20 protein-coding genes and 1 tRNA gene are annotated in these 25,045 nt (G+C 63.5%); 13 read left to right on the top strand and 8 right to left on the bottom strand.

The annotated features are described in order from the left end of the window. Nucleotides 1-24 precede the first annotated feature (24 nt). Nucleotides 25-1,812, bottom strand: a complete 1,788-nt coding sequence (locus tag M2343_RS01305) for an ABC-F family ATP-binding cassette domain-containing protein (RefSeq protein ID WP_264575305.1) — start codon at nt 1,810-1,812, stop codon at nt 25-27. A 139-nt stretch (nt 1,813-1,951) separates the two neighbouring features. Here M2343_RS01305 and M2343_RS01300 point away from each other — a divergent pair, with 139 nt between their 5' ends. The 4 genes from M2343_RS01300 to M2343_RS01285 all read left to right on the top strand — a co-directional run bounded on the left by M2343_RS01300 (nt 1,952) and on the right by M2343_RS01285 (nt 5,154). Next, entirely contained in the window at nt 1,952-2,686 is a 735-nt protein-coding gene (locus M2343_RS01300; protein WP_264573336.1) for an SIMPL domain-containing protein, read from the top strand. A 58-nt stretch (nt 2,687-2,744) separates the two neighbouring features. After that, nucleotides 2,745-3,062: a hypothetical protein gene (locus M2343_RS01295; protein WP_181560280.1), complete on the top strand. Its 318-nt coding sequence runs from the start codon at nt 2,745-2,747 to the stop codon at nt 3,060-3,062. Nucleotides 3,063-3,110: 48 nt separating this feature from the next. Further along, entirely contained in the window at nt 3,111-3,776 is a 666-nt protein-coding gene (locus M2343_RS01290) for a response regulator transcription factor (RefSeq protein WP_181560281.1), read from the top strand. A 73-nt stretch (nt 3,777-3,849) separates the two neighbouring features. Next, complete coding sequence (locus M2343_RS01285) at nt 3,850-5,154, top strand: sensor histidine kinase (protein WP_181561478.1); 1,305 nt, start codon at nt 3,850-3,852, stop codon at nt 5,152-5,154. A gap of 4 nt (nt 5,155-5,158) precedes the next feature. Here the strand turns inward: M2343_RS01285 and M2343_RS01280 are convergent, their stop codons facing one another. Beyond that, nucleotides 5,159-5,563: a MerR family transcriptional regulator gene (locus tag M2343_RS01280; RefSeq protein WP_264575304.1), complete on the bottom strand. Its 405-nt coding sequence runs from the start codon at nt 5,561-5,563 to the stop codon at nt 5,159-5,161. Between the two features lie 68 nt (nt 5,564-5,631). Between M2343_RS01280 and M2343_RS01275 the strand changes: the two genes are divergently transcribed. Beyond that, the gene (locus M2343_RS01275; RefSeq protein ID WP_264575303.1) at nt 5,632-6,411 is read left to right on the top strand and encodes a MauE/DoxX family redox-associated membrane protein; all 780 of its coding nucleotides are present in this window, start codon (nt 5,632-5,634) and stop codon (nt 6,409-6,411) included. Between the two features lie 49 nt (nt 6,412-6,460). Here the strand turns inward: M2343_RS01275 and purC are convergent, their stop codons facing one another. After that, nucleotides 6,461-7,240 (bottom strand): phosphoribosylaminoimidazolesuccinocarboxamide synthase, encoded by a 780-nt coding sequence (gene purC / locus M2343_RS01270; RefSeq protein ID WP_181560284.1) that lies wholly within the window; start codon nt 7,238-7,240, stop codon nt 6,461-6,463. Between the two features lie 190 nt (nt 7,241-7,430). On the opposite strand from purC, the gene M2343_RS01265 reads away from it, so the two are divergent. From M2343_RS01265 to M2343_RS01255, 3 genes are all read left to right on the top strand, one after another. Beyond that, complete coding sequence (locus M2343_RS01265; RefSeq protein ID WP_264575302.1) at nt 7,431-8,672, top strand: putative DNA modification/repair radical SAM protein; 1,242 nt, start codon at nt 7,431-7,433, stop codon at nt 8,670-8,672. Then, entirely contained in the window at nt 8,669-10,093 is a 1,425-nt protein-coding gene (locus tag M2343_RS01260; protein ID WP_264575301.1) for a UdgX family uracil-DNA binding protein, read from the top strand. Before M2343_RS01265 ends, M2343_RS01260 begins: the two co-directional genes overlap by 4 nt. Nucleotides 10,094-11,160: 1,067 nt before the next feature. Then, entirely contained in the window at nt 11,161-12,252 is a 1,092-nt protein-coding gene (locus M2343_RS01255) for an ATP-dependent DNA ligase (RefSeq protein ID WP_264575300.1), read from the top strand. A 59-nt stretch (nt 12,253-12,311) separates the two neighbouring features. On the opposite strand, the gene M2343_RS01250 is transcribed toward M2343_RS01255, so the two are convergent. Further along, entirely contained in the window at nt 12,312-12,806 is a 495-nt protein-coding gene (locus M2343_RS01250; RefSeq protein ID WP_264575299.1) for a cupin, read from the bottom strand. After that, entirely contained in the window at nt 12,803-13,612 is an 810-nt protein-coding gene (xth, locus tag M2343_RS01245) for an exodeoxyribonuclease III (RefSeq protein WP_264575298.1), read from the bottom strand. The genes M2343_RS01250 and xth overlap by 4 nt, the downstream gene beginning before the upstream one ends. 566 nt (nt 13,613-14,178) lie before the next feature. On the opposite strand from xth, the gene M2343_RS01240 reads away from it, so the two are divergent. Beyond that, nucleotides 14,179-17,292: a DEAD/DEAH box helicase gene (locus tag M2343_RS01240; protein ID WP_264575297.1), complete on the top strand. Its 3,114-nt coding sequence runs from the start codon at nt 14,179-14,181 to the stop codon at nt 17,290-17,292. Nucleotides 17,293-17,846: 554 nt separating this feature from the next. Here the strand turns inward: M2343_RS01240 and M2343_RS01235 are convergent. Then, a tRNA-Ser gene (locus M2343_RS01235) sits at nt 17,847-17,936 on the bottom strand. A 143-nt stretch (nt 17,937-18,079) separates the two neighbouring features. On the opposite strand from M2343_RS01235, the gene hspQ reads away from it, so the two are divergent. After that, nucleotides 18,080-18,475 carry a heat shock protein HspQ gene (hspQ, locus tag M2343_RS01230; protein WP_181560302.1) on the top strand — a complete coding sequence of 132 codons (396 nt, stop codon included), beginning with the start codon at nt 18,080-18,082 and terminating at the stop codon, nt 18,473-18,475. 42 nt (nt 18,476-18,517) lie between these two features. Here the strand turns inward: hspQ and M2343_RS01225 are convergent, their stop codons facing one another. Beyond that, nucleotides 18,518-19,357 carry an ABC transporter permease gene (locus M2343_RS01225; RefSeq protein WP_264575296.1) on the bottom strand — a complete coding sequence of 280 codons (840 nt, stop codon included), beginning with the start codon at nt 19,355-19,357 and terminating at the stop codon, nt 18,518-18,520. 134 nt (nt 19,358-19,491) lie between these two features. On the opposite strand from M2343_RS01225, the gene M2343_RS01220 reads away from it, so the two are divergent. Continuing rightward, nucleotides 19,492-20,193 (top strand): GcrA family cell cycle regulator, encoded by a 702-nt coding sequence (locus tag M2343_RS01220; RefSeq protein ID WP_264575295.1) that lies wholly within the window; start codon nt 19,492-19,494, stop codon nt 20,191-20,193. Between the two features lie 112 nt (nt 20,194-20,305). Here M2343_RS01220 and M2343_RS01215 read toward each other — a convergent pair whose 3' ends face one another. Continuing rightward, nucleotides 20,306-21,157, bottom strand: a complete 852-nt coding sequence (locus M2343_RS01215; RefSeq protein ID WP_181560305.1) for an outer membrane protein — start codon at nt 21,155-21,157, stop codon at nt 20,306-20,308. A 352-nt stretch (nt 21,158-21,509) separates the two neighbouring features. On the opposite strand from M2343_RS01215, the gene parE reads away from it, so the two are divergent. Next, entirely contained in the window at nt 21,510-23,489 is a 1,980-nt protein-coding gene (gene parE, locus M2343_RS01210; RefSeq protein ID WP_264575294.1) for a DNA topoisomerase IV subunit B, read from the top strand. 97 nt (nt 23,490-23,586) lie between these two features. Continuing rightward, entirely contained in the window at nt 23,587-25,026 is a 1,440-nt protein-coding gene (locus M2343_RS01205) for a L,D-transpeptidase family protein (protein WP_264575293.1), read from the top strand. The last annotated feature ends 19 nt before the right edge of the window (nt 25,027-25,045 follow it).

Here is a 25,045-nt window from a genome sequence, read left to right as displayed (position 1 = left end):
GACGCCACGCGGCCCTTGCCGGGCTCAACCCTGCAGGGCCTCGACCTGCTCGGCCAATTCCAGCCAGCGCTCCTCGGCCGCATCCTTCTGCGCGCGCGCCTTTTCGATCGTCGCGCTCAACTCGGCGAAGCGCTTGGGGTTCTTGGTATAGAGATCGGGGTCGGCGAGCGCGGCTTCATCGCGCGCAATCGCCGCCTCGAGCGCCTCGATCTGCCCCGGCAGCAGATCGTAATCCCGCTGATCCTTGTAGCTGAGCTTCGCCGCCTTGGGCGGCGGTGGCGCAGCGGGTGCATCCGCCTTCGCAGCCGATCGCTTGCCGGCCGCATTGGGCTTTTGGCGCTTGGCTTCCCAGTCCGCATATCCGCCGGCGATCACATCGATCCGGCCCGAGCCATCAAGGCCGAGCGTGACGGTGACAGTGCGGTCGAGGAAGTCGCGATCATGGCTGACGATCAGCACCGTGCCATCATAATCGGCGATCACTTCCTGCAGCAGGTCGAGCGTTTCCAGGTCGAGATCGTTGGTCGGCTCGTCCAGCACCAGCAGGTTCGATTCGCGCGCGAATTCGCGCGCCAGCAACAGGCGCGAGCGCTCGCCACCCGAGAGTGTGCCGATCTTCGCCTCGGCCAGCGAGGGATCGAACAGAAAGTCCTTGAGATAACCGTGGACATGCTTGCGCACGCCGCGCACGTCGATCCAGTCGCCGCCCTCGGCCAGCACATCGCGCACCCTTTTGTCCGGCTGCATCAGCGAGCGTTGCTGGTCGATCACGATGCCGTCCAGCGTCTTGGCCAGCGTGATCGTGCCGCTGTCCGGTTGCAGATCGCCGGTCAGCAGGCGCAGCAACGTCGTCTTGCCGGCCCCGTTTCCGCCGACGATGCCAATGCGGTCGCCGCGCTGGATGCGGATCGAGAAATCCTTGATGACCGCACGGTCGCCGAACTGCTTGGTGACATGCTCGGCGGTGATCACGCTCTTGGTCTTGGTGTCGTTGGCAGTGACCTCCAGCTTGGCGCCGCCCTGCGGGCCGATCATCGCCGCGCGCTGGGCACGCATCTCCCAGAGCTTGGCCAGCCGCCCCTGGTTGCGCTTGCGCCGTGCAGTCACGCCGCGCTCCAGCCAGTGCGCCTCGATCTTCAGCTTGGCGTCGAGCTTCTCGGCCGCGCGGGCCTCGTCGGCATAGGCCTTTTCCATCCAGGCCTCGAACCCGCCAAAGCCGATCTCCTGCCGCCGCAGGCTACCCCGGTCGAGCCAGAGCGTCGACCGGGTGAGGCGCGTGAGGAAGGTCCGGTCGTGGCTGATGACGATGAATGCGCCATTGAAGCGCGTCAGCCAATCCTCCAGCCAGGTGATCGCGGCGATATCGAGATGGTTGGTCGGCTCGTCGAGCAACAGGATATCGGGCTCGCTCGCCAGTGCGCGGCAAATCGCCGCTCGCCGCCGCTCACCGCCCGATGCGGTCGATGCAGCACGGGAAAGGTCGATGCCGAGCTGGTCCGCAATCGCCTCCACCTCATGGGCAGCCGGCGCCTTGGCGCCGGACGTCGCAAAATCATGCAGCGTTGCGAAGGCGGAGACGTCCGGGTCTTGTTCCAGCATCACCACATGGCGCCCCGGCACGACCGAGCGCTTGCCTTCATCCGGCTCCGCCGTGCCGGCAATCAGCTTCAGCAGCGTGGTCTTGCCGGCCCCGTTGCGACCGATCAGCGCAAGGCGATCACGCTCGCCGACATGAATGTCCAGACCACGGAACAGCCAGCCGGCGCCCTGGATGAGACCGAGATTCTCGAAGGAAAGAAGTGGCGGGGCCATGGCAAGGCGCTAAAACAGATGCAGGCGGCGGGAGCAAGGGCTGAGGCGCCAGATGAACGGGAAGAAACTCGATGGGTCAGGATGCGTTCAGAAGCTTCAGCCCATTTCTATGGCCATCACACAAAAGGGAAAATGTTCCATGCGTCGTTTGCCAATTCTGCTCGCTGCAACTGCCGCTCTCATGACGCCGGCGATCGTCTCGGCCCAGCCGCAACCGCCGGCACCCCAGGCTGCCAAGGGCCCGCTGCTGAGCCTGAGCGTCAGTGAATCGGTGAACAGCGCGCCGGATATGGCGACGATCAACACCGGCGTGCAGACCCGCGCGATGTCGGCAAAGGATGCGATGGCGCAGAATGCCACCCAGATGGATAAGCTGATCGCCGCGCTTGTGAAGGCTGGCATCGCCCGCAAGGACATCCAGACCAGCGGCATCAACCTCAACCCGCAATATGATTATAGCGACCGCACGGATGGCAAAGGTCCGCGCTTCATCGGCTATGAAGCCAGCAACCAGCTCACCGTCGCGGTCCGCAAGCTGGATAGCGCAGGCGATCTGATCGACTCGCTGGTCGCAGCGGGCGCAACCAACATCAATGGCCCGAGCTTTGGCATTGCCGAGCCGGACAAGCTGCTCGATCAGGCCCGCACCAAGGCGCTAAAAACCGCGCAGGCCCGCGCAAACCTTTATGCGCAGGCGACCGGCTTCCGCACCGCCCGGCTGGTCAGCATCTCCGAAGGTGGCGGTTTCGCGCCGCCGCCGATGCCGATGATGGCGATGCGCGACTCTGCTGCAGCCGCGCCGCAGACCAAGATCGAGCCCGGTGAGATCGCCACCTCGATTTCCCTCAACGTCCAGTATATGCTGGAACCCTGAACGGGGGACAGATGGGACATTCAGCGCTTGTTCAATGCTTGATGGCTAACACGGCATCATGAAACATCTTTCATCCTCTCTTCTGCTCGGCGGGCTGATGGCACTGGCGGCCACCAGCCTCCCGGTTTCGGCGCAGAGCTTTGCGCGGGGCGATGACCAGCGGGCGGCGCGGCGCGCCATGCTCGATGGTGAGGTGATGCCGTTTTCGATCATCAAGCGTCGTGTCGAGCGCGAGATCAGCGACGCCCAATATGTCGGCGTCGCCCCATCCGTTCGCGAAGGCGTGTACCGGATGCAGTTCCTCCAGCAGGATGGCAAGGTCATCTGGGTTGATGTGGACGGCAAGACCGGCAATATCATCGGACGGACGCGCTGATCCGGCCGGATCGCCTGCGCACGCTCCCTCAATCGGAAAGGAAAAGCCATGCGTCTGCTGATCGTCGAAGATGAGCCGACCTTGGGCAAACAGCTCAAGTCCACGCTCGAAGGCGTCGGCTATGCCGTCGACCTGGCGACCGATGGCGAGGACGGTCATTTCCTGGGGTCGACGGAGAGCTACGACGCGATCATCCTCGACCTGGGCCTGCCGGAAATCGACGGCCTGACTGTGCTCGACCGCTGGCGCAAGGAAGGCTCGGCGGTGCCGGTGCTCGTGCTGACAGCGCGGGACAGCTGGTCCGACAAGGTTGCGGGGCTCGATGCCGGTGCGGACGACTATCTCGCCAAGCCGTTCCAGAGCGAGGAGCTGATCGCCCGCCTGCGCGCGCTCATTCGCCGCTCGTCCGGCAATGCCTCGTCCGAGCTCATCGCCGGCAGCGTGCGGCTGGATACCCGCTCGGGCAAGGTCACGCTGAACGGCGAGCCGGTGAAGCTGACCGCGCAGGAATATAAGTTGCTCTCCTACCTCATGCACCACAAGGGCAAGGTGGTGAGCCGCACCGAGCTGATCGAGCATATCTACGATCAGGATTTCGACCGGGATTCCAACACCATCGAGGTGTTCGTCACGCGCATCCGCAAGAAGCTGGGTGCCGACGTGATCTCCACCATCCGCGGCCTGGGCTACAGCCTGGAGGACCCCGCTGGCTGAACCGCTGCCGCACGATGCGGAGACGGCGCCCCCGCCAGCCTCCAGCCGCAGCACCGGATCGCTCAGCCGCCGCATTCTCGGCATCTCGGCCATCTGGATCGGCCTTCTGTTGCTCGGCGGCGCGCTGGCGCTCGACCGGGTGCTGGTCAGCACCGTCACGCGCACCTTCGATGACGGCTTGTCCTATGTGCTGACCGCCATGATCTCCTCGGCAGAGATCGGCCCGGAAGGCGAAGTGCTGTTCAACCGTCCGCTTGCCGACCAGCGGTTTCTGGAGCCGGCGAGCGGGCTCTATTACCAGATCAGCGGTCAGGGCCATGAAGACTGGCGCTCCCGTTCGCTGTGGGATCGCGCGATCCGCGTCACGCCGGGCATGACCACCAATCCCGGCGAGGGGATGGACAGCAACCAGTTCCCCGATGAACCGCTGCGCCTGATGGCTCGCACGGTGATCCTGCCGGGCAGCAATACGCGGTGGATTTTCATCGTCGCGCAGGCGCGCGAGGGGCTGGACGCGCAAATCCATGCGCTGCGGGCCACCCTGTTCAACAGCTTTGTTATCCTCGGCGTCGGGCTGATCATATTGGCTGGCCTGCAGGTGTTCTTCGGCCTGCGTCCGCTGCGCCATATCCGCCGCGAAATCGCGCGCATGCGGGATGGCGAGAAGAGCCGCGTAACCGTGCCCCTGCCCCGGGAGGTCCAGCCGCTGGTCGAGGAATTGAACGCGCTGCTCGCCCATAACGAGCAGCAGGCGGAGGAAGCCCGCCGCCACGCCGGCAATCTCGCCCACGCGCTCAAGACGCCGCTGACGGTCGTGATGAACGCCGCGACGGCCCAGTCGCCCGACCTCGCCACCACGGTGGTGCGGGAAACCGGGACGATGCGCCGCCAGATCGACCACCATCTCGCCCGTGCCCGTGCTCTCGGCCGGCGCGGCGCGGCACAAAGCCGCACATTGGTGTGGCCGAGCCTCGAAGCGGTGGAGCGCGCCGTCGAGCGCCTCTACCCTGATGTCCGCATCGACCGCGACGGCGCGCAGACGGCCGTCGTCCGCGTCGAGCGGCAGGATCTGGACGAGCTGCTCGGCAACCTGGTCGAGAATGCCGCCAAATATGGCGGTGGCAGCGTGTTCGTCACCGTGGTGCAGAGCACGCCCTGGGTCGACATTCTCGTGGAGGACGACGGCATGGGCATTCCCGAGGCCGCGCGCGAACGCATCTTCGATCGCGGCGTGCGGCTGGATAGCGGCAAGCCCGGCACCGGCCTTGGCCTTGCCATCGTGCGCGATGTCGCGGAAATCTACGGCGGCTCGGTCACGTTGGACGAGAGCGAGGACCTCGGCGGCCTGATGGTACGCCTGCGCCTCCCCGCCGGATAAGGCCTCACACGCCGAAGGATTGCAGGATCGGGCACGGCCCTTCTTCGGAACGGGCACAGGTCCGCGCGAGTTGGCGCAGCGAGGCGCGGGCCGCTTCCAATTGCGCGATCTTTTCATCGAGCTGGACCAGCCGCTCTTCCGCCAAGGCGCGCGCGCGGGCACGATCCTGCCCCGCGTCCAGCGACAACAGCGTGCGGATTTCCTCCAGCGTAAAGCCGGCCTGCTGCGCCGCTCGAATGAAGCGCAGCCGCCGGACATCCTCCTCACCATAGCGCCTTATGCCCCCGGACAGGTCGTTGCCGGCCTGCTTCTCGGGCGTGGGGAGCAAGTCCTTGCGCTGATAGAAGCGGATCGTCTCGACCCCCACACCGCCGGCTTTCGCCAGACCCGAAATGCTCATCGCCGCCATGCTTGACTCCGTACCGTGGTACAGACCCTATATGGGGTGCATGGACTTCTCAGCAAGGATGAGCGTCAATGCCTGAACCCCGCGCCACGAGCAGCCGTAAGGCCGTTCTCTATCGGATGGTGATGCCCGGCCACATCTGCCCGTATGGCCTCAAGGCGCTGCACCTGCTGCGCGGCAAAGGCTATGATGTCGAGGATCGCTGGATCGAAACCCGCGCCCAGCAGGAGGCGTTCAAGGCCGAGCATTATGTGACCACGACGCCGCAGGTGTTCATCGACGGTCAGCGGATCGGTGGCCATGATGACTTGCGCCGCTTCCTGGGCCTGAGCGTCAAAGATCCGAACGCGACGAGCTATACGCCTGTTCTGGTCGTGTTCGCTGTCGCGGCGCTGATCGCGCTGACGATCGATCTGTTGACGGCCGCGCCGCTGCTCAGCCTGCTCACCCTCGAGCGTTTCATCTCCACGACGATGATCCTACTGGCGATGCTCAAGCTGCAGGATGTGGATCGGTTCGCGACCATGTTCCTGGGCTATGATCTGCTGGCCCGCAAATGGGTGCCCTATGCCTCAATCTATCCGTTCGCCCAATTGGGCGCCGGCGTGCTGATGCTCGCGGGGGCCCTGCCCTGGCTCTCGGTACCAGTCGCCGCGTTCATCGGCGGCATCGGCGCGGTCTCGATCTACAAGGCCGTCTATGTGGAGAAACGCAGCCTCAAATGTGCCTGCGTCGGCGGCGGGACCAATGTGCCACTCGGCTTCGTGTCGTTCACCGAAGACTTGTTCATGGTCGCCATGGCCCTGTGGATGGGCCTCAATGCCTGGGTACTTCCCGGCGCGCCGATGTAAAGGCGCGGGTGCCGGGCGCCGCTGATGAGCGCCCGGCCCGAAACGCCTCTTACTTGCCGCGCTTCTTGCGGTGGCTTTCCAGATCGAGAACGTCGTTCTCAAGGCCCTCGGGCAGCAGGCCAAGGCGGCGGGCGACCTCCTGATAGGCCTCGACCTCACCGCCGAGATCGCGGCGGAAGCGGTCCTTGTCCAGCTTCTCGTTGGTGGCCATATCCCACAAGCGGCAGCCATCGGGGCTGATCTCGTCGGCCAGGATGATACGCGAGAAATCGCCATCCCAGATGCGGCCGAACTCCAGCTTGAAGTCGACCAGACGGATACCGATGCCGGCGAACAAGCCGCTCATGAAGTCGTTTACGCGGATCGCCATGTCGGCGATGTCGTGCATCTCTTCCTGGCTCGCCCAGCCGAAGCAGGCGATATGCTCTTCGGTGATCAGCGGATCGCCGAGCGCATCATCCTTGTAATAATATTCGATGAGCGTGCGGGGGAGCTGCGTGCCCTCTTCAATGCCCAGCCGGGTGGAGAGCGAGCCAGCGGCGACATTGCGCACCACGACCTCGATCGGCACGATCTCCACCTGACGAATGAGCTGCTCGCGCATGTTGAGCCGCTTGATGAAGTGGGTGGGCACGCCGATGTTCGCGAGCAGCGTGAAGACATGCTCGGAAATCCGGTTATTCAGCACACCCTTCCCGGAGATGGTCCCCTTCTTCTGCGCATTGAAGGCAGTCGCATCATCCTTGAAATACTGGATCAGCGTGCCGGGTTCAGGACCTTCATAGAGGATCTTCGCCTTGCCCTCATAAATCTGGCGACGACGGGACATGTGCGGGTGCCTACTCATCAGTTGTAAAAATCAAGGCCCCGGCGGCGCGAATCAGCGAGGATCAGCGGACACCGGGGCTCTCCGTCAGCGCATAGCGCAAGGCACATGGCAGTGCAATTTTCAGACGAACCGAGCCGGGCTGGCCCGCTCGGCGCTTGCCGGGCATTACGCTGGAACATATAAAGAACAAATGAAACAGGAGACGATTACCGACCGCTTGGCGATCCTTGCGGACGCCGCGAAATATGATGCTTCCTGCGCATCCTCCGGGACCGCCAAGCGCAACAGTCGCGACGGCAAGGGGATCGGCTCGACCGAAGGCATGGGCATCTGCCATGCTTATGCGCCGGATGGGCGCTGCATCTCGCTGCTCAAGATCTTGCTCACCAATCATTGCATTTTCGACTGCCATTATTGCGTCAATCGCAAGAGCTCGAATGTGCGGCGCGCGCGCTTCACGGCCCAGGAAGTGGTCGAGCTGACGCTCAACTTCTACCGGCGCAATTATATCGAGGGCCTGTTCCTCTCCTCCGGCATCATCAAGTCTGCCGACCACACGATGGAGCAGTTGATCGAGGTCGCGCGCGCGTTGCGGGAGGATCATGGCTTCAAAGGTTATATCCACCTCAAGACCATTCCCGAGGCCGATCGCATGTTGGTCGAACAGGCCGGTCGCTGGGCCGATCGCGTCTCGATCAATGTCGAACTGCCGACCGAGCGCGGTCTGACCGATTTGGCGCCCGACAAGAATGGCGGGCAGATCGAAGGCGCGATGGCGCGGCTCGGTTCGGCCATGGTCGAGGCGAAGGATGCGCGCAAACGCTTCAAACATGCGCCGATGTTCGCGCCCGCCGGCCAATCTACCCAGATGATCGTCGGCGCGGATGGCGCCAGCGACACGCAGATCATCGGCCGGGCCAGCGAATTGTACGACCGCCATCGCCTGCGCCGCGTCTATTATTCCGCCTTCAGCCCGATCCCCGATGCCAGCGCCGTCCTGCCGCTCAAGCGACCGCCGCTGATGCGCGAGCATCGGCTCTATCAGTCCGACTGGCTGATCCGCTTCTACGGATTTTCGACCAGCGAGGTGCAGACCGCGACCAACGATGACGGGATGCTGGCGCTCGACATTGACCCCAAGCTGGCCTGGGCCTTGCGGCACCGGCAGGATTTTCCGGTCGACATCAATCTGGCCTCGCGCGAGAAGCTGTTGCGCGTGCCAGGACTGGGCACGCGGGCGGTGGCTGCCATCCTGCAAGCCCGCCGCCATCATCGTCTCCGGCTGGATGATCTCGCCCGGCTCACCCGCACGGTGACGAAGTTGCGGCCGTTCATCGTCACGGCCGACTGGCGCCCGACTGGCTTGATCGACACGGCAAACCTGCGCGCCCGACTGGCCCCGCCGCCCCGCCAGATGGAACTGTTCGGGTGAGGCCGGCCTCGGTCCCGCACCCACCGGCGCTCTTCAGCGCCGAAATAGAAGATGCCCATGATTTCGATGCCTGGCGTGATCTGGCCCGCGCCCTGGTCTCGCAGGGCGTCACACCGGAGCATATCCGCTGGGCAGCGGCAACGGACGGCGGGCGGGATTTGTTCGCGTCCAAAGACACGCCTGAACCGGCTCCATCACCCCGCGCGGTCACGGCCAACAAGCGCTTCATCGGGTTGGCCCGCAAGGTGATCCTGCACAGCTCGGATACACGGTTGGCGCTGCTCTATCGCCTGCTGTGGCGCCTGCAAAGCGACCCACACCTGCTTGAAAAGACGAGCGATGCTGATGTGCACGCCCTGACGCAGTTGGAGCGGCAGGTGCGCCGCGACATTCATAAGATGCGCGCGTTCGTGCGATTTCGGCTGGCCCATGATCCCAATGGAACGGACCGCTATGTGGCCTGGTTTGAGCCGGATCATGCCATCGTGCGCGCCAATGCCCCGTTTTTCCTAAACCGGTTTGCGGGCCAGCGCTGGTCCATCCTGACACCCGATCTCAGCCTTCACTGGGATGGCGCTCAGCTTGCGGAGGGGCCGGGCGCCGACGCCCGGGATGCCCCTGGCGAAGACGAGATCGAAGGGCTTTGGCAGCGTTATTATGCCTCCATCTTCAACCCCGCGCGGCTCAAGGTGGCGATGATGGTGAAGGAAATGCCTCGACGCTACTGGAAGAACCTGCCGGAAGCCGCGTTGATCCCCGCGCTGATTGCCGGCGCGCAGGCTCGCGAGGCTCAGATGGTCGATCAGGGCGCCGATCCCTTCCAGCGCCCGCCCCCGACGTCCCTCGGCGAGATTGCCGAGGGCATCTCAACCTGCACTGCCTGCCCGATCGGTTGCAACGGCACGCGCGCCGTCGCGGGCGAAGGCCCCGGCAACGCGCGGCTGATGATCGTGGGCGAGCAGCCCGGCGATTTCGAAGAGCAGCAGGGCCGGCCTTTTGTTGGCCCGGCGGGGCAGTTGCTCGACGGGCATCTGGAGACGGCGGGGTTCGATCGTGCCGAAATCCGGCTAACCAACGCCGTCAAGCATTTCAAATTCGAGCAACGCGGCAAGCGTCGTCTCCACCAGAACCCGACCGCCGGGGAGATCGACCATTGCCGCTGGTGGCTCGATGCCGAAAGACGGATCGTTCAGCCAACGATCGTGCTGGCCTTGGGCGCCAGCGCCGGGCGCGCCCTGCTGGGCCGAACACCCAGCATCGCCAAGGAGCGCGGCCAACCCTATCAGCTCGCGGACGGCAGCCAGCTCTGGCTGAGCGCCCATCCCAGCTATCTTCTGCGCCTGAGCGGCGAGGCGCAAGCGCGGGAACAGAATTTGTTCGCCCGCGATCTGGCGGCGGTCCGCGTGGCGCTGCAAGGTTGATGAGTGCAAGAGACGCGGTGCGACGGCCCCTGATGTTGCGCATAGGCCTGCGGAGATCACTTGGAATAAAAGGGGAGCAGAGAGCATCGAACTGACCATCTCCCGATCGCAGCGAACGCAAGTACAGGCCGAAATCGGGAACGACGGAGCCGAGAGACGCGCGACATCGGTACTGCGCTCATTTTTAAAGGCGGAGAGTGTACGCCGAAATTTTTGTGTCCATAAGGCTTTGACCAAGGACAAGATCCTTCACGGCCGCCACGCGCGACGCCTCTTTAAGACGCGATTAAAGGATGCGACCAACCGCGATCATGCGCTTCGTGTCGCCGAGCAAGGGAAGCACGCGCGAGCATTGCTTCCCGTCCCCATAAAGGCCGCCCCGCAACAATTTCGCGGCGAGGACAACGAAGCCTTGCCCGACGAGATTGTCCGCTGGAGGGACCCTGAAAGTCCTCCAACCCGATCCCGTCGTGCGCCAGCAAACCCGGCTGGCCGGGAATCGAACCTGGCAGCGAGCGATGGGAAAGTGTTCGCGCAACTGCCGCCTTCAGAGATGACATTACAAGCTGCGAGATTGACCTGACGGCGCCAACGAATAGCGAGCTGTCCGTTTTTTCACTAGCTGGTCCGCCTAAGCGTCGCCTTCCGCAGGCAGCAGCACGACCAGCCGGAAGTCGGGATGCCCCATTGGCGCCAACGGCATCTGCTTAGCCTGCACTGCGCCCCGCACCGGATTACCCTGTCCGCTCCTGAGCAACTTACGCCATTCAGAGTTGGATGCCCGTATGGCCGCTCAGGTCTGAATCGATGACAGGTTTCAGCAACCGCCCTCCACCTTTGAACAACGCCATCACGACGAATGCCCCCTGCCCCACCGTCCGCTGAGGCCGTGGACATAGCCAAGAGAGCGCTCGGTGGCCGGGTCCCGTGCGATGGAACGATGGAGCGGCCCATCTCAATCGGCACATGGCTCCTAACACCGCATATGCTGAAAGGTGCGCCGGTCTGCCCGACTGAATGGACTGCCAGCCCGGGCAACCGCTCTGTCCGCCAGGGGTTATCCCGGCATGGCTCGCTCGAAATCAACCCATACCACTGGCGACAGCAAGGCTCCGCTTGCGCCCATGGAAGCGGTTTTGGTCGAGGAACTGCCCGCCCCACCCGGCTGGCAGTATGAACCCAAATGGGATGGCTTTCGCGCGATCGCTGCACGCGATGGTGACGATATTGAGATCTGGTCCAAATCGGGCAAGCCGCTCGGCCGCTACTTTCCGGAAATGATTGCCCATATTCGCAACCTTCCTGAGAAGCACCTGCTCCTTGACGGCGAACTGGTGATCCCGATCCGCGATCATCTCTCCTTCGATGCGCTTCAGGCCCGCCTCCATCCCGCGGCCTCGCGCATCGCCAAGCTCTCGAGGGAGACCCCCGCGCAGCTTATCCTGTTCGACGCGCTGGCAATCGGCAGCAGCAACCTTCGCGACAAGCCGCTGGCGGAACGACGGGGCGCGCTTGAGGCGCTACACAGCGCGATAGCCAATTCATCACTGATCCTGTCGCCGGCCTCGACATCGCTGGAGCAAGCCAAAACCTGGCTAGCCGAAACGGGCGGCGCCCTTGATGGCGTGATCGCCAAGGCGCTCGACGAGCCCTATCGACCAGGGGAACGCGCGATGCGGAAGGTGAAGCAATTGCGCACGGCCGATTGCGTGGTTGGCGGATATCGCAAGACTGCCAAGGGCGATGTCGCCTCACTGCTCCTTGGGCTCTATACTGAGACTGGTCATCTCGATCTTGTCGGATTTAGCTCGGGTTTCCCCGCCACCGAGCGCAAGGCCCTGATCAGAACACTCAAGCCGCATGAAGGCGGGCCGGGGTTTACCGGAAAGGCGCCCGGCGGACCCAGCCGCTGGAATCCCGACAAGAGCGGCGATTATATTGCGCTCGATCATGGGCTGATCGCCGAGGTCATTTATGACCAGATCACCGCAAGCCGGTTCCGCCACGGTACCCGCTTCCACCGCTGGCGCCCTGACAAAGCGCCCGCGCAATGCACGTTCGATCAGTTGGTGCGAGAGTTGAAGCCTGCCGAACTCATTCAACTTGTCGAAAAGAGCGAGGAAATCGGCAAGAAACTCCCGCCCGAAGGCCTGACCTAAGCGAACGGGCGACGCGGATCGACGCACTGAAAGCGGAGCTGTCTCGCGACTGATCCTTCTTATGCCCCGATCCGCGCGCCCGTTTCGCCAGTCACGGGATCGCGACGGGGATCAGGCACAGCGGCCATTCGCGCCTCGGCGGCATCGCCGGGCCCTTCCCGGCAGATGTCCCAGCTCAACCCTTTCGGGTACGCGCCAACAACCTGAAAATCTTCGCTGGACGCGACGCAGCGGTGGCCGGTGCCGACGGGCAACATCACCGCATCGCCCGCCACGACTTCGACCTGCCGGCCATCGGGTCCGCCGAGTTCGAGCATCGCCCTTCCGGCAAACACGCCGAGCGCTTCATGCGTGGTCGAATGATAATGATGATAGTCGAACACACCGTCACGCCAGTCGGGCAACCAGCCGTTCTCCGCGAACAGCGCTTCGAACCGTTCGGCCAAATCCGAGTTACCGCCCTGCAATACGCCGCGATAAACGATTACGGGCAACCGATCGTTGTTCGGCACCCAGCCGTTTTTGCCCAGGAGGAAGCTTTCAGTCTCCATCATGACATAGCTTTCGGGGTTCTTTTGCGTTTGGGCTTATCGGCAAGCTCGATCCAAACTGGCGCATGGTCGCTCGTTTTTTCCCAGCTACGCACATGGGCGTCAACGTGAGCATCGACCAGTCGGCTGGCGAGGGCCGGGCTGAGCAGCAGATGGTCTATTCTAAGGCCTGCATTTCGGCCGTAGGCGTTCCGGAAATAATCCCAGAAGGTGTAGATGACTTCGCCGGGATGAAGCGTGCGAAGCGCATCTGTCCAACCTTGGTCCAGCAACCGGAAATAGGCCGCCTTCACCTCAGGCGCGAACAGGGCGTCGTCGAGCCAGCGCTCGGGCTTATAGACGTCCAGATCGGTGGGCATGACATTGAAGTCACCAGCAAGCATTACTGGCAGCCCGGTTTCGAGCAACCCGGCAGCGTGATCGATCAGCCGCTCGAACCAGCGCAGCTTATAGTCGAATTTGGGGCCAGGTCGGGGATTGCCATTCGGGAGATAAAGCCCGCCAATCAGGATACCGTTGACCGCCGCCTCGAGGTACCGGCTTTGGCTCGGGTCCGGGTCGTCGGGAAGCCCTCGCCGGGTCTCGTGAATTTCTCCGACGCGGCTCAGCATCGCGACGCCGTTCCAGGATTTCTGGCCGTGCCAGATGACATCATAACCAAGATCGCGGATGGCGCCTTCGGGAAAGCGCTCCTGGGGTGCCTTCAACTCCTGGAGCACGACGACATCGGGTTCAGTTTCTTCCAGCCAACGGAGGAGGACAGGCAGTCGGCCGTTGACGCCGTTCACATTGTAGGTCGCGATCTTCACCGCCGAGCACCCGCATGTCCGGCAGCACCCCGTCGGCGCCCGCCCAAGCCCCCGAAGAACCCTGGACCGACGCGCTTCATCTGCGCCACATCATGAATCCCGCCAATGGCATATCCACGAAATCCTTTGGCATGAGAGTCGTTCCAGCTTGGTCTAAGGAAGGTTCCAGCGGCCCACGCACGTCGCTCACCCGCGGAAATGCTGGTTGAGCCGAGTGCTACGGCCGCTAAGGACGCGTTTACTTGCGGGGACACAAATCTGCCGGTCGATGGATCAGGGCGCAGTCCTACCAAGCTAGGGACCGATGCAGCGAAGGCGGCGCATCGTTGAACAACGTCGGGGAGTTCCGATCAGGATAATCAACATAAATCAGACTAAATTTGCTCGCGACCCTGCGACCAGGGGCGAACGTGCGCGTTTCAGGCTTCCTATCGTCCAGTGCAGGAGCAGAACCTGGAAGACTTTGCAGGCCGGATTGCGGCCGCGGCCACTATGATCGCCGCTATGATGACCGCTGCCAATATCGGGCCGCGAATTGCGGTCGATCTTGTTGGGGAACACGCGAAATGAGCGGCGGGCATGGAGTGGGTGTACGGGCCCTGACACTATGGAAAGCGCTGCAAGCCGAGGACGTTCTCTATCTCGCCGATGATGAACAGGAAGCAGAGGCGCTGGCCGCCGCCCTCGGCAAGCTAGCGCCCGAGAACGTTGTCATCTTCTTACCATCAAGTGACACACTGCCCGGCGACAGTGCTCCTGCTTCACCTGCGAACATTGGGCAGCGTGTTGCCGCGCTGCGCATGCTCAGGCGCTCCATGCAGGCGGGCGGCGTCAAGCCCATCGCTGTGGTAATGAGCGGCGAAGCGGCGGCAAGGCTTTATCCGGATCCAGCAGCCTTTGACGCTGCGCCACCTACGCTGAGGGAGGGCGACAAGATCCATCCTGCGGGGTTTGCGCAGGACATGAACGCGATTGGCTATGTCAGTGACGACCGCGTAGACGAACCGGGCGAGATCGCGGTGCGGGGTGAAGTCATTGATATCTATCCGGCGGATGCCGGTGCGCCCGCTCGCATCGAGATTTCTGATGGGCAGATCGCCAGCATCCGGCATTACGACCCGGCGACCCAGCTTAGCACTGGAGATTGCGAAGCGCTGGAGATCGGCCGCGCGCTGGAGCCAACGGATGGTCGGCGTTGCAGCGTTTTCGCTCATCTTCGGCCGGGGCGCCTGTTTCAAAGTGGAAAAGCCGACCAGCGCCGTCGTCGATTTGCTCGACTGGCAGCTGAGACAGGGGGCGAACAGCCGGCGGACGCCGTGGCGGAAGGTGAGTGGAGGGCGGGCGAAGAAGGCTGGAAGACAAGTGAGATTACCGATGCTCAAATCGGAGCCCTCCCCCGTTTCGCTGAGCAACGCGCACCACTCAACGCGATGGTCCGGTTTGTGAAGCCGCGGCTTGATTCCGGCGACCGATTACTGCTCGTTGGAAGCGAGCGGGATGTCCGATTCCTGCGGTCTCGCATCGCGCGCAAATTGGGTCTCGAATTACATGACGTGGCCGATCTCGGTTCCGTTCTCGCGTCTCCGAAGTCGAGTGGTGGCGCTCTAATTGCGCCGATCGACGCGGGCGCGGTCGGAGACGGATTGATCATGCTGGCGGCCGCCGATCTCTTGGGCAGCCGGGCGTTGCTGAACGAGGCCCCGGAGACGGCATCGTCAGAAATTGCGCGCGCAGGCGGCGATATTCGCGTGGGCGATGTGGTCGTCCATGAAGACCATGGCGTCGCGCGAGTCCTCGGGCTCAATGCTGCGCCAGCCGAGGGCGGATCGGAAGCGATCATTTTGGAATATGCCGGCGGTACCCGCCGACTGGTGCCTGCCGGAGAGGCGGGGCGTATCTGGCGCTATGGCGCCGATGCGGACGCAGTAAAGCTCGACAAGCTTGATGGCACGAGCTGGGCAAAGCGGCGTGGCGAGATCGACGAGACCGTCGCGGCGAGCGCAAAGGCGCTTTTGAAGCTGGCGCAACAGCGCATGAATACAAAAGCCCCTTCACTGGAGCCGGAGGCGGCTGCCTATGAGCGCTTCGTTGCGACCTTCGCGTTCAATGAGACGGCTGATCAGGCGCGGGCCATCGCAGCCGTGCGCGATGATCTTGCCAGCGGTCGTCCAATGGACCGACTGATCATTGGCGATGTAGGCTATGGAAAGACCGAAGTTGCCCTCCGGGCTGCGGCATTGGCTGCCCTAGCCGGGCATCAAGTCGTAGTCGCAGCGCCGACTACCGTGCTTGTGCGCCAGCACCTGGAAACGTTCGAGCGCCGCTTCGCAGGGCTGGGGGTCAAAGTCGCTAGCCTATCCCGCCTTTCGAGTGCGGCAGAGAAAAAGGTCGTCAAGGCGGGCTTGGCGGACGGATCGATCGACATCGTCATCGGAACGAGCGCGGTAATGGCGAAGGACGTGCGCTATGCGAAGCTGGGTCTCGTTGTCATAGATGAGGAGCAGCGTTTTGGTGCAGCTGACAAGGCGAAGCTGCGCGGCCGGGCCGAAATCCATTTGCTCGCGATGAGCGCAACCCCGATCCCGCGAACACTCCACCGGGCGATGATCGGACTTCAGCAGATTTCCGTCATCGCAACGCCGCCAGCGCGCCGCCAGCCGATCCGTACCAGCCTTGCCGAGCCGAACGACGCGCAGATCAGAACGGCGTTGCTACGCGAGCGCTCGCGGGGCGGGCAAAGCTTCGTCGTCGTGCCACGGATCGAGGATCTCGCGCCCCTCTCGGAGCGATTGCGGCGCATCACGCCCGATCTTGTGCTCATCGAGGCGCATGGCAAGCTACCGGCGGCGGAGATTGACGCGGCTATGGTCCGTTTCGCCAATGGCGAGGGCGATGTACTCCTCGCAACGAATATTATCGAGGCGGGTCTGGACGTGCCGCGCGCCAATACCATGCTCGTTTGGCACGCCGACCGTTTCGGCCTCGCCCAGCTTCATCAACTGCGCGGACGGGTCGGCCGGGGCAATAGGCGGGGACAGGTCATGCTGTTCACCGAGGGTGGGACGATTGCCGAGCAGACGATGAAGCGCCTGCGAACGCTTACGACTTACGACCGACTTGGCGCGGGATTCGAGATAAGTGCAGCAGACCTTGATCAGCGCGGCGCCGGCGATCTGTTAAGCGATGCTCAGGCGGGGCATATGAAGCTCATGGGCGTCGACCTTTACCAGCATTTATTCGAGGCGGCGTTGAGGGCCGCACGCGGCGAGGATGACGGGCTTTGGCTCGCGGAGGTGAATGTTGGAACGGCTGGCGCGTTGCCCGAAGACTGGATTCCCGACGTCGACATTCGTCTGGGTCTCTATGTGCGGATCGCCAGGGCGAGCGACGAAGGAGAACTCGAAGCCTTAGAAGAAGAGCTGATCGATCGGTTCGGCTCGCTCCCGGATGCTGCTGGGCGCCTTCTTGCGGTCGCGCGGATCAGGCTGCTCGCTCGATTGGCCCAGATAGAGAGGGTCGACGCAGGACCTGCAGCAATCGCGCTGACTCCGCGCGGGCGACGCAGGAAGGTCCCGACCGGGCTGGTCCATAAAGACGGGCGCTGGCTGCTCAAGGAGCGGATCGCTGAGGAAGAGCAACTGGAACGGCTGGAAGGCGTGCTGCACGCCATCGCGCCATAATCGCATTGGTTCTATCAACGATCACCACGTCCAGGCTCAATGTGACCGCAATTATGCTACCCTCATTGTCAATTCAGGCTAGGTCACGGCTAGTCGAGCTACAAGCAGGTGCGGCGGCTTAAGGAAAGCCAGAATACCAGTTCCATGAAGCACAGTGCGGCAACAACGTATAACACAGGCGCAAAGGTGCCGATGAGATCGTAGCAATAGCCTGAAGCAACCGACGCGAGGGCGTCAAAGCCGGCCGAGAGTGCGCAGCCGAAGACGATGGCGCTGCTCGCGCGCCAAACCAGTTACCAAACACCATGACGATCGCGAGGATGGAGGTGTGTGCCCCGATGCCCAGAAAGGCAACCGCAGGATAGAGAAGGCGCGAGCGACTTGGCACCGGTGAACAAAGCCATGCCGCAGCCTTGAAATCGGTCATAAAACCGGCCGAGTTTGCACACGATCTACCGCGGACGGAGACGGATGGCCCCTCTCCCGAAACCTTAGGATTTTCGAGAAAATTTGCGTACGCGCTGGCTCGAAAAAGATCACTGAGGTGCAGGAACTGGCGGAGAGGGTGGGATTCGAACCCACGGTACGGTTGCCCGTACACCGCATTTCGAGTGCGGCGCATTCGACCACTCTGCCACCTCTCCGCAGAGGTTTTCGCGTCGCAGTGCCCTGAATGAGAGCGCCGCTGCGGTAGTCGAGCGCGCGCTGTTAGCGGATGATCGGGGCTTTGCCAAGCAGTCGGTGCGGGAAAACTTGCACTCGGTGCCGGCGACACTAAATCTGTCTCATGAATCAAGCCCAAGCCCGCAAGTCATTCTCTTCCGTGACGCACATTCCGACGATCAGTGCCGCCCATCGCGTGTCGCACGCGCATTTCGGCATTGGGGAGAAGGTCCGGCACCGCCTGCTGGGGTTTCGCGGGGTTGTGTTCGATATCGATCCGGTCTTTTCCAACAGCGAGGAATGGTATGAGGCCATTCCCGAGACGATGCGGCCGGAGCGGGATCAGCCTTTCTACCATCTGTTCGCGGACAATGGTGAAGCGACCTATGTCGCTTATGTGAGCCAGCAGAATCTGGTGGCCGACGGAACCGACGAGCCGATCGATCATCCGGCTGTCACCGCCTTGTTCGGCGAGCATCGCGGCGGGCATTACGCGCTCGACCCGAGCTACTGGCACTGAATGAAGGCGCCCCGGCTGACCCAGCCGAGCCCCAGCTATCGATCAGGATTTGATCCGCCACCCCTGCCGCAGCCCGATATAGCACACAGCTGCCAGCACGAGGTTGAGCGCGAGCAGGAGCGCCGCGCCGACAGCGATGGGCGAATCGGCTGCGGCGAGGAAGCCATAGCGGAAGCCCGAAATCGCGTAGAAGAACGGATTGACGTGGCTGATCGCTCGCATGATCGGCGAGACATGATCCATCGAGTAGAAGGTGCCGGAGAGCAGCGACAGCGGCGCAACGAGAAAGTTGGTGACGGCAGCGGCATGATCGAACTTTTCCGCCCAGATGCCGGTGAGAATGCCGAGGAAGCCCAGCATCGCCGAGCCGGCAATGCCGAAATAGACGACGGCCCAGAGATGATGCGGGGCCACATGGACGCCCGGCCAGGCCAGCATCGCCAGCCAGATCGCGCCACCGACAAAGGCCGCACGGGTCACCGAGGCCGCGACGAGGGCGAACAGCAGTTCCCCCGCCGAGAAAGGCGGCATGAGATAATCGACAATCGTGCCCTGCAGCTTGCCGGCGAGCACCACGGTAGCGGTATTCTGGAAGCTGTTCTGCACCATCGCCATGATGATGAGGCCGGGCGCCACGAAATCAGCGAAGGGCACGTCCATCACCATCAGGCCGCCACGCCCCAGCGCGACGGTGAAGATGATCAGGAACAACAGGCTGGTAAGCGCCGGCCCCCAGATCGTCTGCAGATGCACCTTAAGGAAGCGGCGGACTTCCTTGAGGTAGAGCGCCTTCATCCCGGACCAGTTGACGCCGTGGATGACGGGAACGCCCGGTTCATGACGAATGAGCGGTTGGGTGTGCGAGGAAGCAGGTTCGGCCATGAAACTGCCCTATCGCGTCCCACCCGCAGCAGCAATGGCACAGCGATACTGTGCCGCCCGGCTTTGTCGATGACAGGTCGTTTGACCTTTGGGCCATGGATGCCCATATGACCCGATCATTTGAAGGAATAGGCATGTCCTGGACAGACGAACGCATCGATCAGCTCCGGCAGATGTGGGAGCGCGGCATGACTGCGAGCCAGATCGCTGAAGAGCTGGGCGGCGTGAGCCGCAACGCCGTGATCGGCAAGGCGCACCGCCTTGGCCTGCAGTCGCGCCCCTCCCCCGTGAAGGCGGCGGACTCCAGCCGCGCTGCTGCGCCGCAAAGCCGCAAGGCCGCGCCTCCGCCGGCACCCGCCGCACCCAAGGTGGAAGCCGCGCCGGCACCCGAGCCGCGCGTCGCAAAGCCGCAGCCCAAGGCGCCGCCGGTGGTGGAAGCACGGCCGCAGCCGCCCGTCGCGGCCCAGCCTGCTGCCGACGCACCGCCGCCGCCTCCCCAGCCCCGGATCGTCTCGGTTGGCCCCGGCGGCTTCCTGCGGCAGGGCCCGGGCGAGATGCAGCAGCCGATTCCGCCGGCACCGCCGCGCCGGCTGGTTCCGGCCAAGCCCAGCCCGGAAATCGCGGACAAGACCAGCCTGCTCGATCTCAACGAGAAGATCTGCAAATGGCCGATGGGCCATCCGGGCGAGCCGGACTTCCACTTCTGCGGTGAAAAGGTGAACCCGGGCTTCCCTTATTGCGTGGAACATTGCGGGCGGGCCTATCAGGCGCAGCTGCCGCGTGGCACGCGCCGTCCCCCGCCGCCCATGCCTTATGGCGGCCCCCGGGTGCGCTGAGGCATCAAGCGATGACATAAAAAAGGGGCCGGTTTCGGCCCCTTTTCTGTATCTGGCATTCCAGTGCGACGTACACCCTCCCGCCTTATGAAGCGGGAGGGCGCAATCGATCTTAGAAGCGGAAGCTCGCCGTCGCGCGAACGGTGTGATGATCGAACACATCGTTGGTGCGCTGGATGTCGGTGAAGCCAGCCGGCGTAATCACGAACGGGTTCGTCAACGAGGGCGGCGTGCCCTGACCGGCACGAACCGTGTAACCCTCCGTGTTGAAGCGGGTGTAGCGATACTGCACGCCGATCGAGAAGTTCTCGCTCACGCGCTGCTCGATGCCGCCGCCAGCAGTCCAGCCCCACTCGTCCGCGCTTTCGTTGGACTCTGTGAAGGTGTTGAAGGTGTTGCTGGTGGCGAAGTTGTTCTTGATCTTGGCGTAGGCGACACCGCCGGTGCCGTAGATCAGCGTGCCGGTGCCGAGTGCCAGACCAGCGCGCAGACGGGCGTTGGCATCCCAGTCAATCCGACGCGACAGGACATAGCTGGCCGGGGTCGTGCTGAAGCCGCTGACCGAATTACCGATCATCGTGCGACCGCCTTCGATGACAGCGCCGACGACAAAGTTGCCCATCTGCATGTCATAACCGGCATGGACACCCCAAGCGACGCGACGATCCTTGTCACCGGCACAGGAGCCGGGCGTGGCACCAAGCGCGCGGCCACGGCAGAAGCCGGGCGCGAAGGCATTGCCGGGGACAGCCGTGGAAACGGTATCGCCGTAATTGCCATCATTGTTGGTGTCGAAGGTCAGCGTCTCGAGCGTGTCGCGGTCATAATTGGGCTGCCAGGCCATGCCGAGCGAGCCACCGACATACGGACCGGTCCAATCACCCGCGCCATCCTGCGCCAGAGCCGGAGCAGCCAGCAGGCCTGCCATGGCGGTGGTGAGCGAAATGAGAGCGATCTTTTTCATACAATAAATCTCCTGCCTCTGAACTGGCTGGCCGCAATACGTTCACCCCCTCGAATTGGTTTCGCGAACTCGCTCACAAAATTCTGTTAACCACGACACCTGTCTCTTTTTTGTAACGGTTTGGCCGCGAATATTGCTGCCAGATGAACGAAACGGTCACGATTATTGATTTTGCGTACTTCGTTGCTCGCTGAGCTGTCTGCATCTGCAGGCTATTCTATTGCATTTGGCCGCGGTGCGGCGCTGCGATGATCGATCCGCTAGAGCGCTCGGACGCCGACATGGTTCCACCACCCGCCGGATAAGATCACGCCGCTTGCGCCCGTCACTCCGCTGGCCCTATAGTTCCCGCATGTCCGACAACCTGTTCGACCAGAACATCGCCCGCACAACCGAAAGCTACGACGCCTCCGCCATTGAGGTGCTGGAGGGGCTGGAGCCGGTGCGTCGCCGCCCCGGCATGTATATCGGCGGCACGGATGAGCGCGCCCTGCACCATCTCGCCTCCGAAGTGCTCGACAACGCGATGGACGAAGCGGTCGCCGGCCACGCTACCCGCATCGAGGTGACGCTGGAGGCGGGCAATCGGCTGACGATCACCGACAATGGCCGCGGCATCCCGGTGGACCCGCACCCCAAATTCCCCGGCAAGTCGGCGCTGGAGGTCATCCTCACCACGCTGCACTCGGGCGGCAAATTCTCGGACAAGGCCTATGCGACGTCGGGCGGCCTGCATGGCGTCGGCATCAGCGTGGTCAACGCGCTGTCCGTCGACACCGAGATCGAGGTGGCGCGAAATCGCGAACTGTTCCGCCAGCGCTTCTCCAAGGGGCACCCTGTGGGTCCGCTGGAGAAGGTGGGCGCGGCGCCCAATCGACGTGGCACCAGCGTCAGCTTTACGCCGGATAGCGAGATTTTCGGCGAGCTGAAGTTCAAGCCCTCCCGGCTGCACCGCCTCGCCCGCTCCAAGGCCTATCTCTTTGCCGGTGTGGAAATCCGCTGGAAGTGCGATCCCGCCATCATCACGGATGACACACCCGCCGAGGCGGTGTTCCAGTTCCCCGGCGGCCTCTCCGATCATCTGCGTGAGCAGCTGGGCAATCGCGAGTGCGCGACGGCGGAGTTCTTCCGCGGCACGCAGGATTTCCCGGACGGTGTCGGGCGCGTGGAATGGGCCATCGCCTGGCCGCTCTGGTCCGACGGTTCCACCAGCTGGTACTGCAACACCATCCCGACACCCGACGGCGGCACCCACGAGACCGGCCTGCGCGGCGCGGTCACCAAGGGCATCCGCGCCTTTGGCGAGTTGGTCGGCCAGAAGAAGGCCAAGGACATCCAGACGGACGACATCATGTCCGGCTGCGAGCTGATGCTGAGCGTGTTCATTCGCGATCCGCAATTCCAGAGCCAGACCAAGGACCGGCTGACCAGTCCCGAAGCCGCGCGGCTGGTGGAAGCGGCGATGCGCGACCATTTCGACCATTTCCTCACCGACAATATGGACCGGGGCAAGGCGCTGCTCGGCCATGTGCTGGAGCGGATGGACGAGCGCCTGCGCCGCAAGCAGGAAAAGGAAATCAAGCGCAAGACGGCGACCTCCGGCCGCAAGGTCCGCCTGCCGGGCAAGCTGACCGATTGCTCGTCCGATGACCCCGAGGGCACTGAACTGTTCATCGTGGAAGGCGACAGCGCCGGCGGCAGTGCCAAGCAGGCGCGTGATCGCAAGACACAGGCGATCCTGCCGATCCGCGGGAAGATCCTGAACGTCGCCTCGGCCACCTCTGCCAAGATCCTCGCCAATCAGGAAATCGCAGACCTGATCCTCGCCATCGGCTGCGGCACCCGCAAGGACTGCAACCCGGACAATCTGCGCTATGAGCGCATCGTCATCATGACCGACGCCGATGTCGATGGCGCGCATATCGCCACCTTGCTGATGACCTTCTTCTTCCAGGAGATGCCCGAGCTTGTGCGCCGCGGCCATCTCTACCTCGCCCAGCCGCCGCTCTATCGCCTCGTGGCGGGCGGCAAGAGCTGGTATGCGGCGGACGATGCCGCACTCGCCAAACTGCGCAGCGGCGAGCTCAAAGGCAAGAAGCTGGAGGTCAGCCGCTTCAAGGGCCTGGGCGAGATGAACCCCATGCAGCTGCGCGAGACCACCATGGACCCCAAGAAGCGCAAGATGATCCGCATCACGCTGCCGCAGGAATATGAGGAACGCGCGGGCGTGAAGGATCTCGTCGATCGGCTGATGGGCACCAATCCCGCGCATCGCTTCGCGTTCATTCAGGAGAATGCCGCGCAGGTCGACGAGGACGTCATCGACGCCTGAGCCGGGCGAGCCCACGGAATTTCGCGCTTGAAACCGCCCGTAACGGGAGCGTTATCCCGCGCCTCGCGTTTCCCCACCAAGCAGTCGGGAGACATATGTGCGCACTGGAATTTTTGGATCATCGTTGCTGGCGGTCGCGCTGCTTCTTTCAGGTTGCGATAAAACAAAGGACAATCAGGATCAGACCGGCGTCGCGCTGGAAGACATGCAGTGGAGCGACGAGGCAACCGATCAACTGACCGAAGCGCTGGCCCAGCGCGCCGCCCATGGACTGGACCAGAAGGATTTCGGCCTCGCCAGCTCGGGTGAAAAGGCCGGCAATGCGGAGCTAACCAAGGCTGCGCTCGCTTATGCACAAGCACTGGCGCGCGGCGCGACTGACCCGACCAAGCTGTATGAAATCTATACCGTCCCCCGCCCCTCGCCCGACCTTCGCGCCGGGCTTGCGCAGGCCTTGCGGGAGGGCAAGGTCGGCGCGTGGCTGGCCAGCCTCGCGCCGCAGGATGCAAGCTACCGCAAGCTGTCCGAGACCTATCTGGCGCTGCGCAAGCAAGGCAATGGCGCCAGTACCGAAATTCCGGCAACCAGCGCGCCGCTCAAGCCCGGTGAGAGCGATCCCCGCATCCCGGCCATAGCCCGGCAGCTCGTCGCGACGGGTTATCTCGACAAGGCGAATGCCAGCGCGGACACGCGCTACACCCCGGCAATCGCCGCCGCCGTGCGGGCCATGCAGGCGGACTATGGCATCGCGACCGACGGGGTGATCGGGGATGATGCGCTGAAGATCATCAACCTATCAGACGCTGACCGTGCCCGCGCCATCGCGGTGAACATGGAGCGGATGCGCTGGCTCGAACGCACGCCGCCTGCGACGCGCATCGATGTGAACATTGCGGCGGCCCGGCAGAGCTACTGGCGCGACGGTAAGTTGGCCGATGTGCGCCGCGTGATCGTGGGCGAACCGGACCATGAAACGCCGATGCTCGGATCGCCCATCTATCGCCTCGTCGCCAACCCCACCTGGACCGTGCCCCGCTCTATCGAAGAGAGGGAACTGGCCGACAAGGGCGCGGACTATCTCCGCCGCAACAACATGGCGCGAAAGGACGGCTGGATCGTCCAGCAGCCCGGGCCGAAGAATTCGCTCGGGCTCGTCAAATTCGACATGAAGAACGACCACGCCATCTACCTGCACGACACGCCGGCCAAGCAGCTGTTCGATGACGTACAGCGCCAGCGCAGCCATGGGTGCGTGCGCGTGCAGGACGCGCTTGGCTTTGCCGACATGATCGCGCGGGACGAAGGCGTGACGGCCGAATGGCAAAAGGCACGCGAAACCGGCAAGGAGAGCTTTGTCCCCCTGCCCCGCGAAATCCCGGTGCGGCTGCTCTACCAGACCGTGATCTTCGACGATGCCGGCGATCCGGTGGTCCGCGACGATCCTTATGGGTGGAACAACCCCGTCGCCGCCGCGCTGGGCTTCGGCTCGGGATCGGAGCGGCGGGTGCGGGGCGACCGCGGCGACATTGGGCCGTGAGCCGTGCGGTGCCGGGCGG

Source organism: Sphingobium sp. B8D3B (assembly GCF_025961875.1).
Taxonomy (GTDB): Bacteria; Pseudomonadota; Alphaproteobacteria; order Sphingomonadales; family Sphingomonadaceae; genus Sphingobium.
Note: the sequence above shows the minus strand (reverse complement) of the source record. Positions and strands in the feature narration are given on the sequence as shown.

What these genes read in the sequence shown, in the direction of transcription:
- M2343_RS01305 (WP_264575305.1), bottom strand. Translation starts at nt 1,812, where the DNA reads ATGGCCCCGCCACTTCTTTCCTTCGAGAATCTCGGTCTCATCCAGGGC.
- M2343_RS01300 (WP_264573336.1), top strand. Translation starts at nt 1,952, where the DNA reads ATGCGTCGTTTGCCAATTCTGCTCGCTGCAACTGCCGCTCTCATGACG.
- M2343_RS01295 (WP_181560280.1), top strand. Translation starts at nt 2,745, where the DNA reads ATGAAACATCTTTCATCCTCTCTTCTGCTCGGCGGGCTGATGGCACTG.
- M2343_RS01290 (WP_181560281.1), top strand. Translation starts at nt 3,111, where the DNA reads ATGCGTCTGCTGATCGTCGAAGATGAGCCGACCTTGGGCAAACAGCTC.
- M2343_RS01280 (WP_264575304.1), bottom strand. Translation starts at nt 5,563, where the DNA reads ATGGCGGCGATGAGCATTTCGGGTCTGGCGAAAGCCGGCGGTGTGGGG.
- M2343_RS01275 (WP_264575303.1), top strand. Translation starts at nt 5,632, where the DNA reads ATGCCTGAACCCCGCGCCACGAGCAGCCGTAAGGCCGTTCTCTATCGG.
- purC (WP_181560284.1), bottom strand. Translation starts at nt 7,240, where the DNA reads ATGTCCCGTCGTCGCCAGATTTATGAGGGCAAGGCGAAGATCCTCTAT.
- M2343_RS01265 (WP_264575302.1), top strand. Translation starts at nt 7,431, where the DNA reads ATGAAACAGGAGACGATTACCGACCGCTTGGCGATCCTTGCGGACGCC.
- M2343_RS01255 (WP_264575300.1), top strand. Translation starts at nt 11,161, where the DNA reads ATGGCTCGCTCGAAATCAACCCATACCACTGGCGACAGCAAGGCTCCG.
- M2343_RS01250 (WP_264575299.1), bottom strand. Translation starts at nt 12,806, where the DNA reads ATGATGGAGACTGAAAGCTTCCTCCTGGGCAAAAACGGCTGGGTGCCG.
- M2343_RS01240 (WP_264575297.1), top strand. Translation starts at nt 14,179, where the DNA reads ATGAGCGGCGGGCATGGAGTGGGTGTACGGGCCCTGACACTATGGAAA.
- hspQ (WP_181560302.1), top strand. Translation starts at nt 18,080, where the DNA reads ATGAATCAAGCCCAAGCCCGCAAGTCATTCTCTTCCGTGACGCACATT.
- M2343_RS01225 (WP_264575296.1), bottom strand. Translation starts at nt 19,357, where the DNA reads ATGGCCGAACCTGCTTCCTCGCACACCCAACCGCTCATTCGTCATGAA.
- M2343_RS01220 (WP_264575295.1), top strand. Translation starts at nt 19,492, where the DNA reads ATGTCCTGGACAGACGAACGCATCGATCAGCTCCGGCAGATGTGGGAG.
- M2343_RS01215 (WP_181560305.1), bottom strand. Translation starts at nt 21,157, where the DNA reads ATGAAAAAGATCGCTCTCATTTCGCTCACCACCGCCATGGCAGGCCTG.
- parE (WP_264575294.1), top strand. Translation starts at nt 21,510, where the DNA reads ATGTCCGACAACCTGTTCGACCAGAACATCGCCCGCACAACCGAAAGC.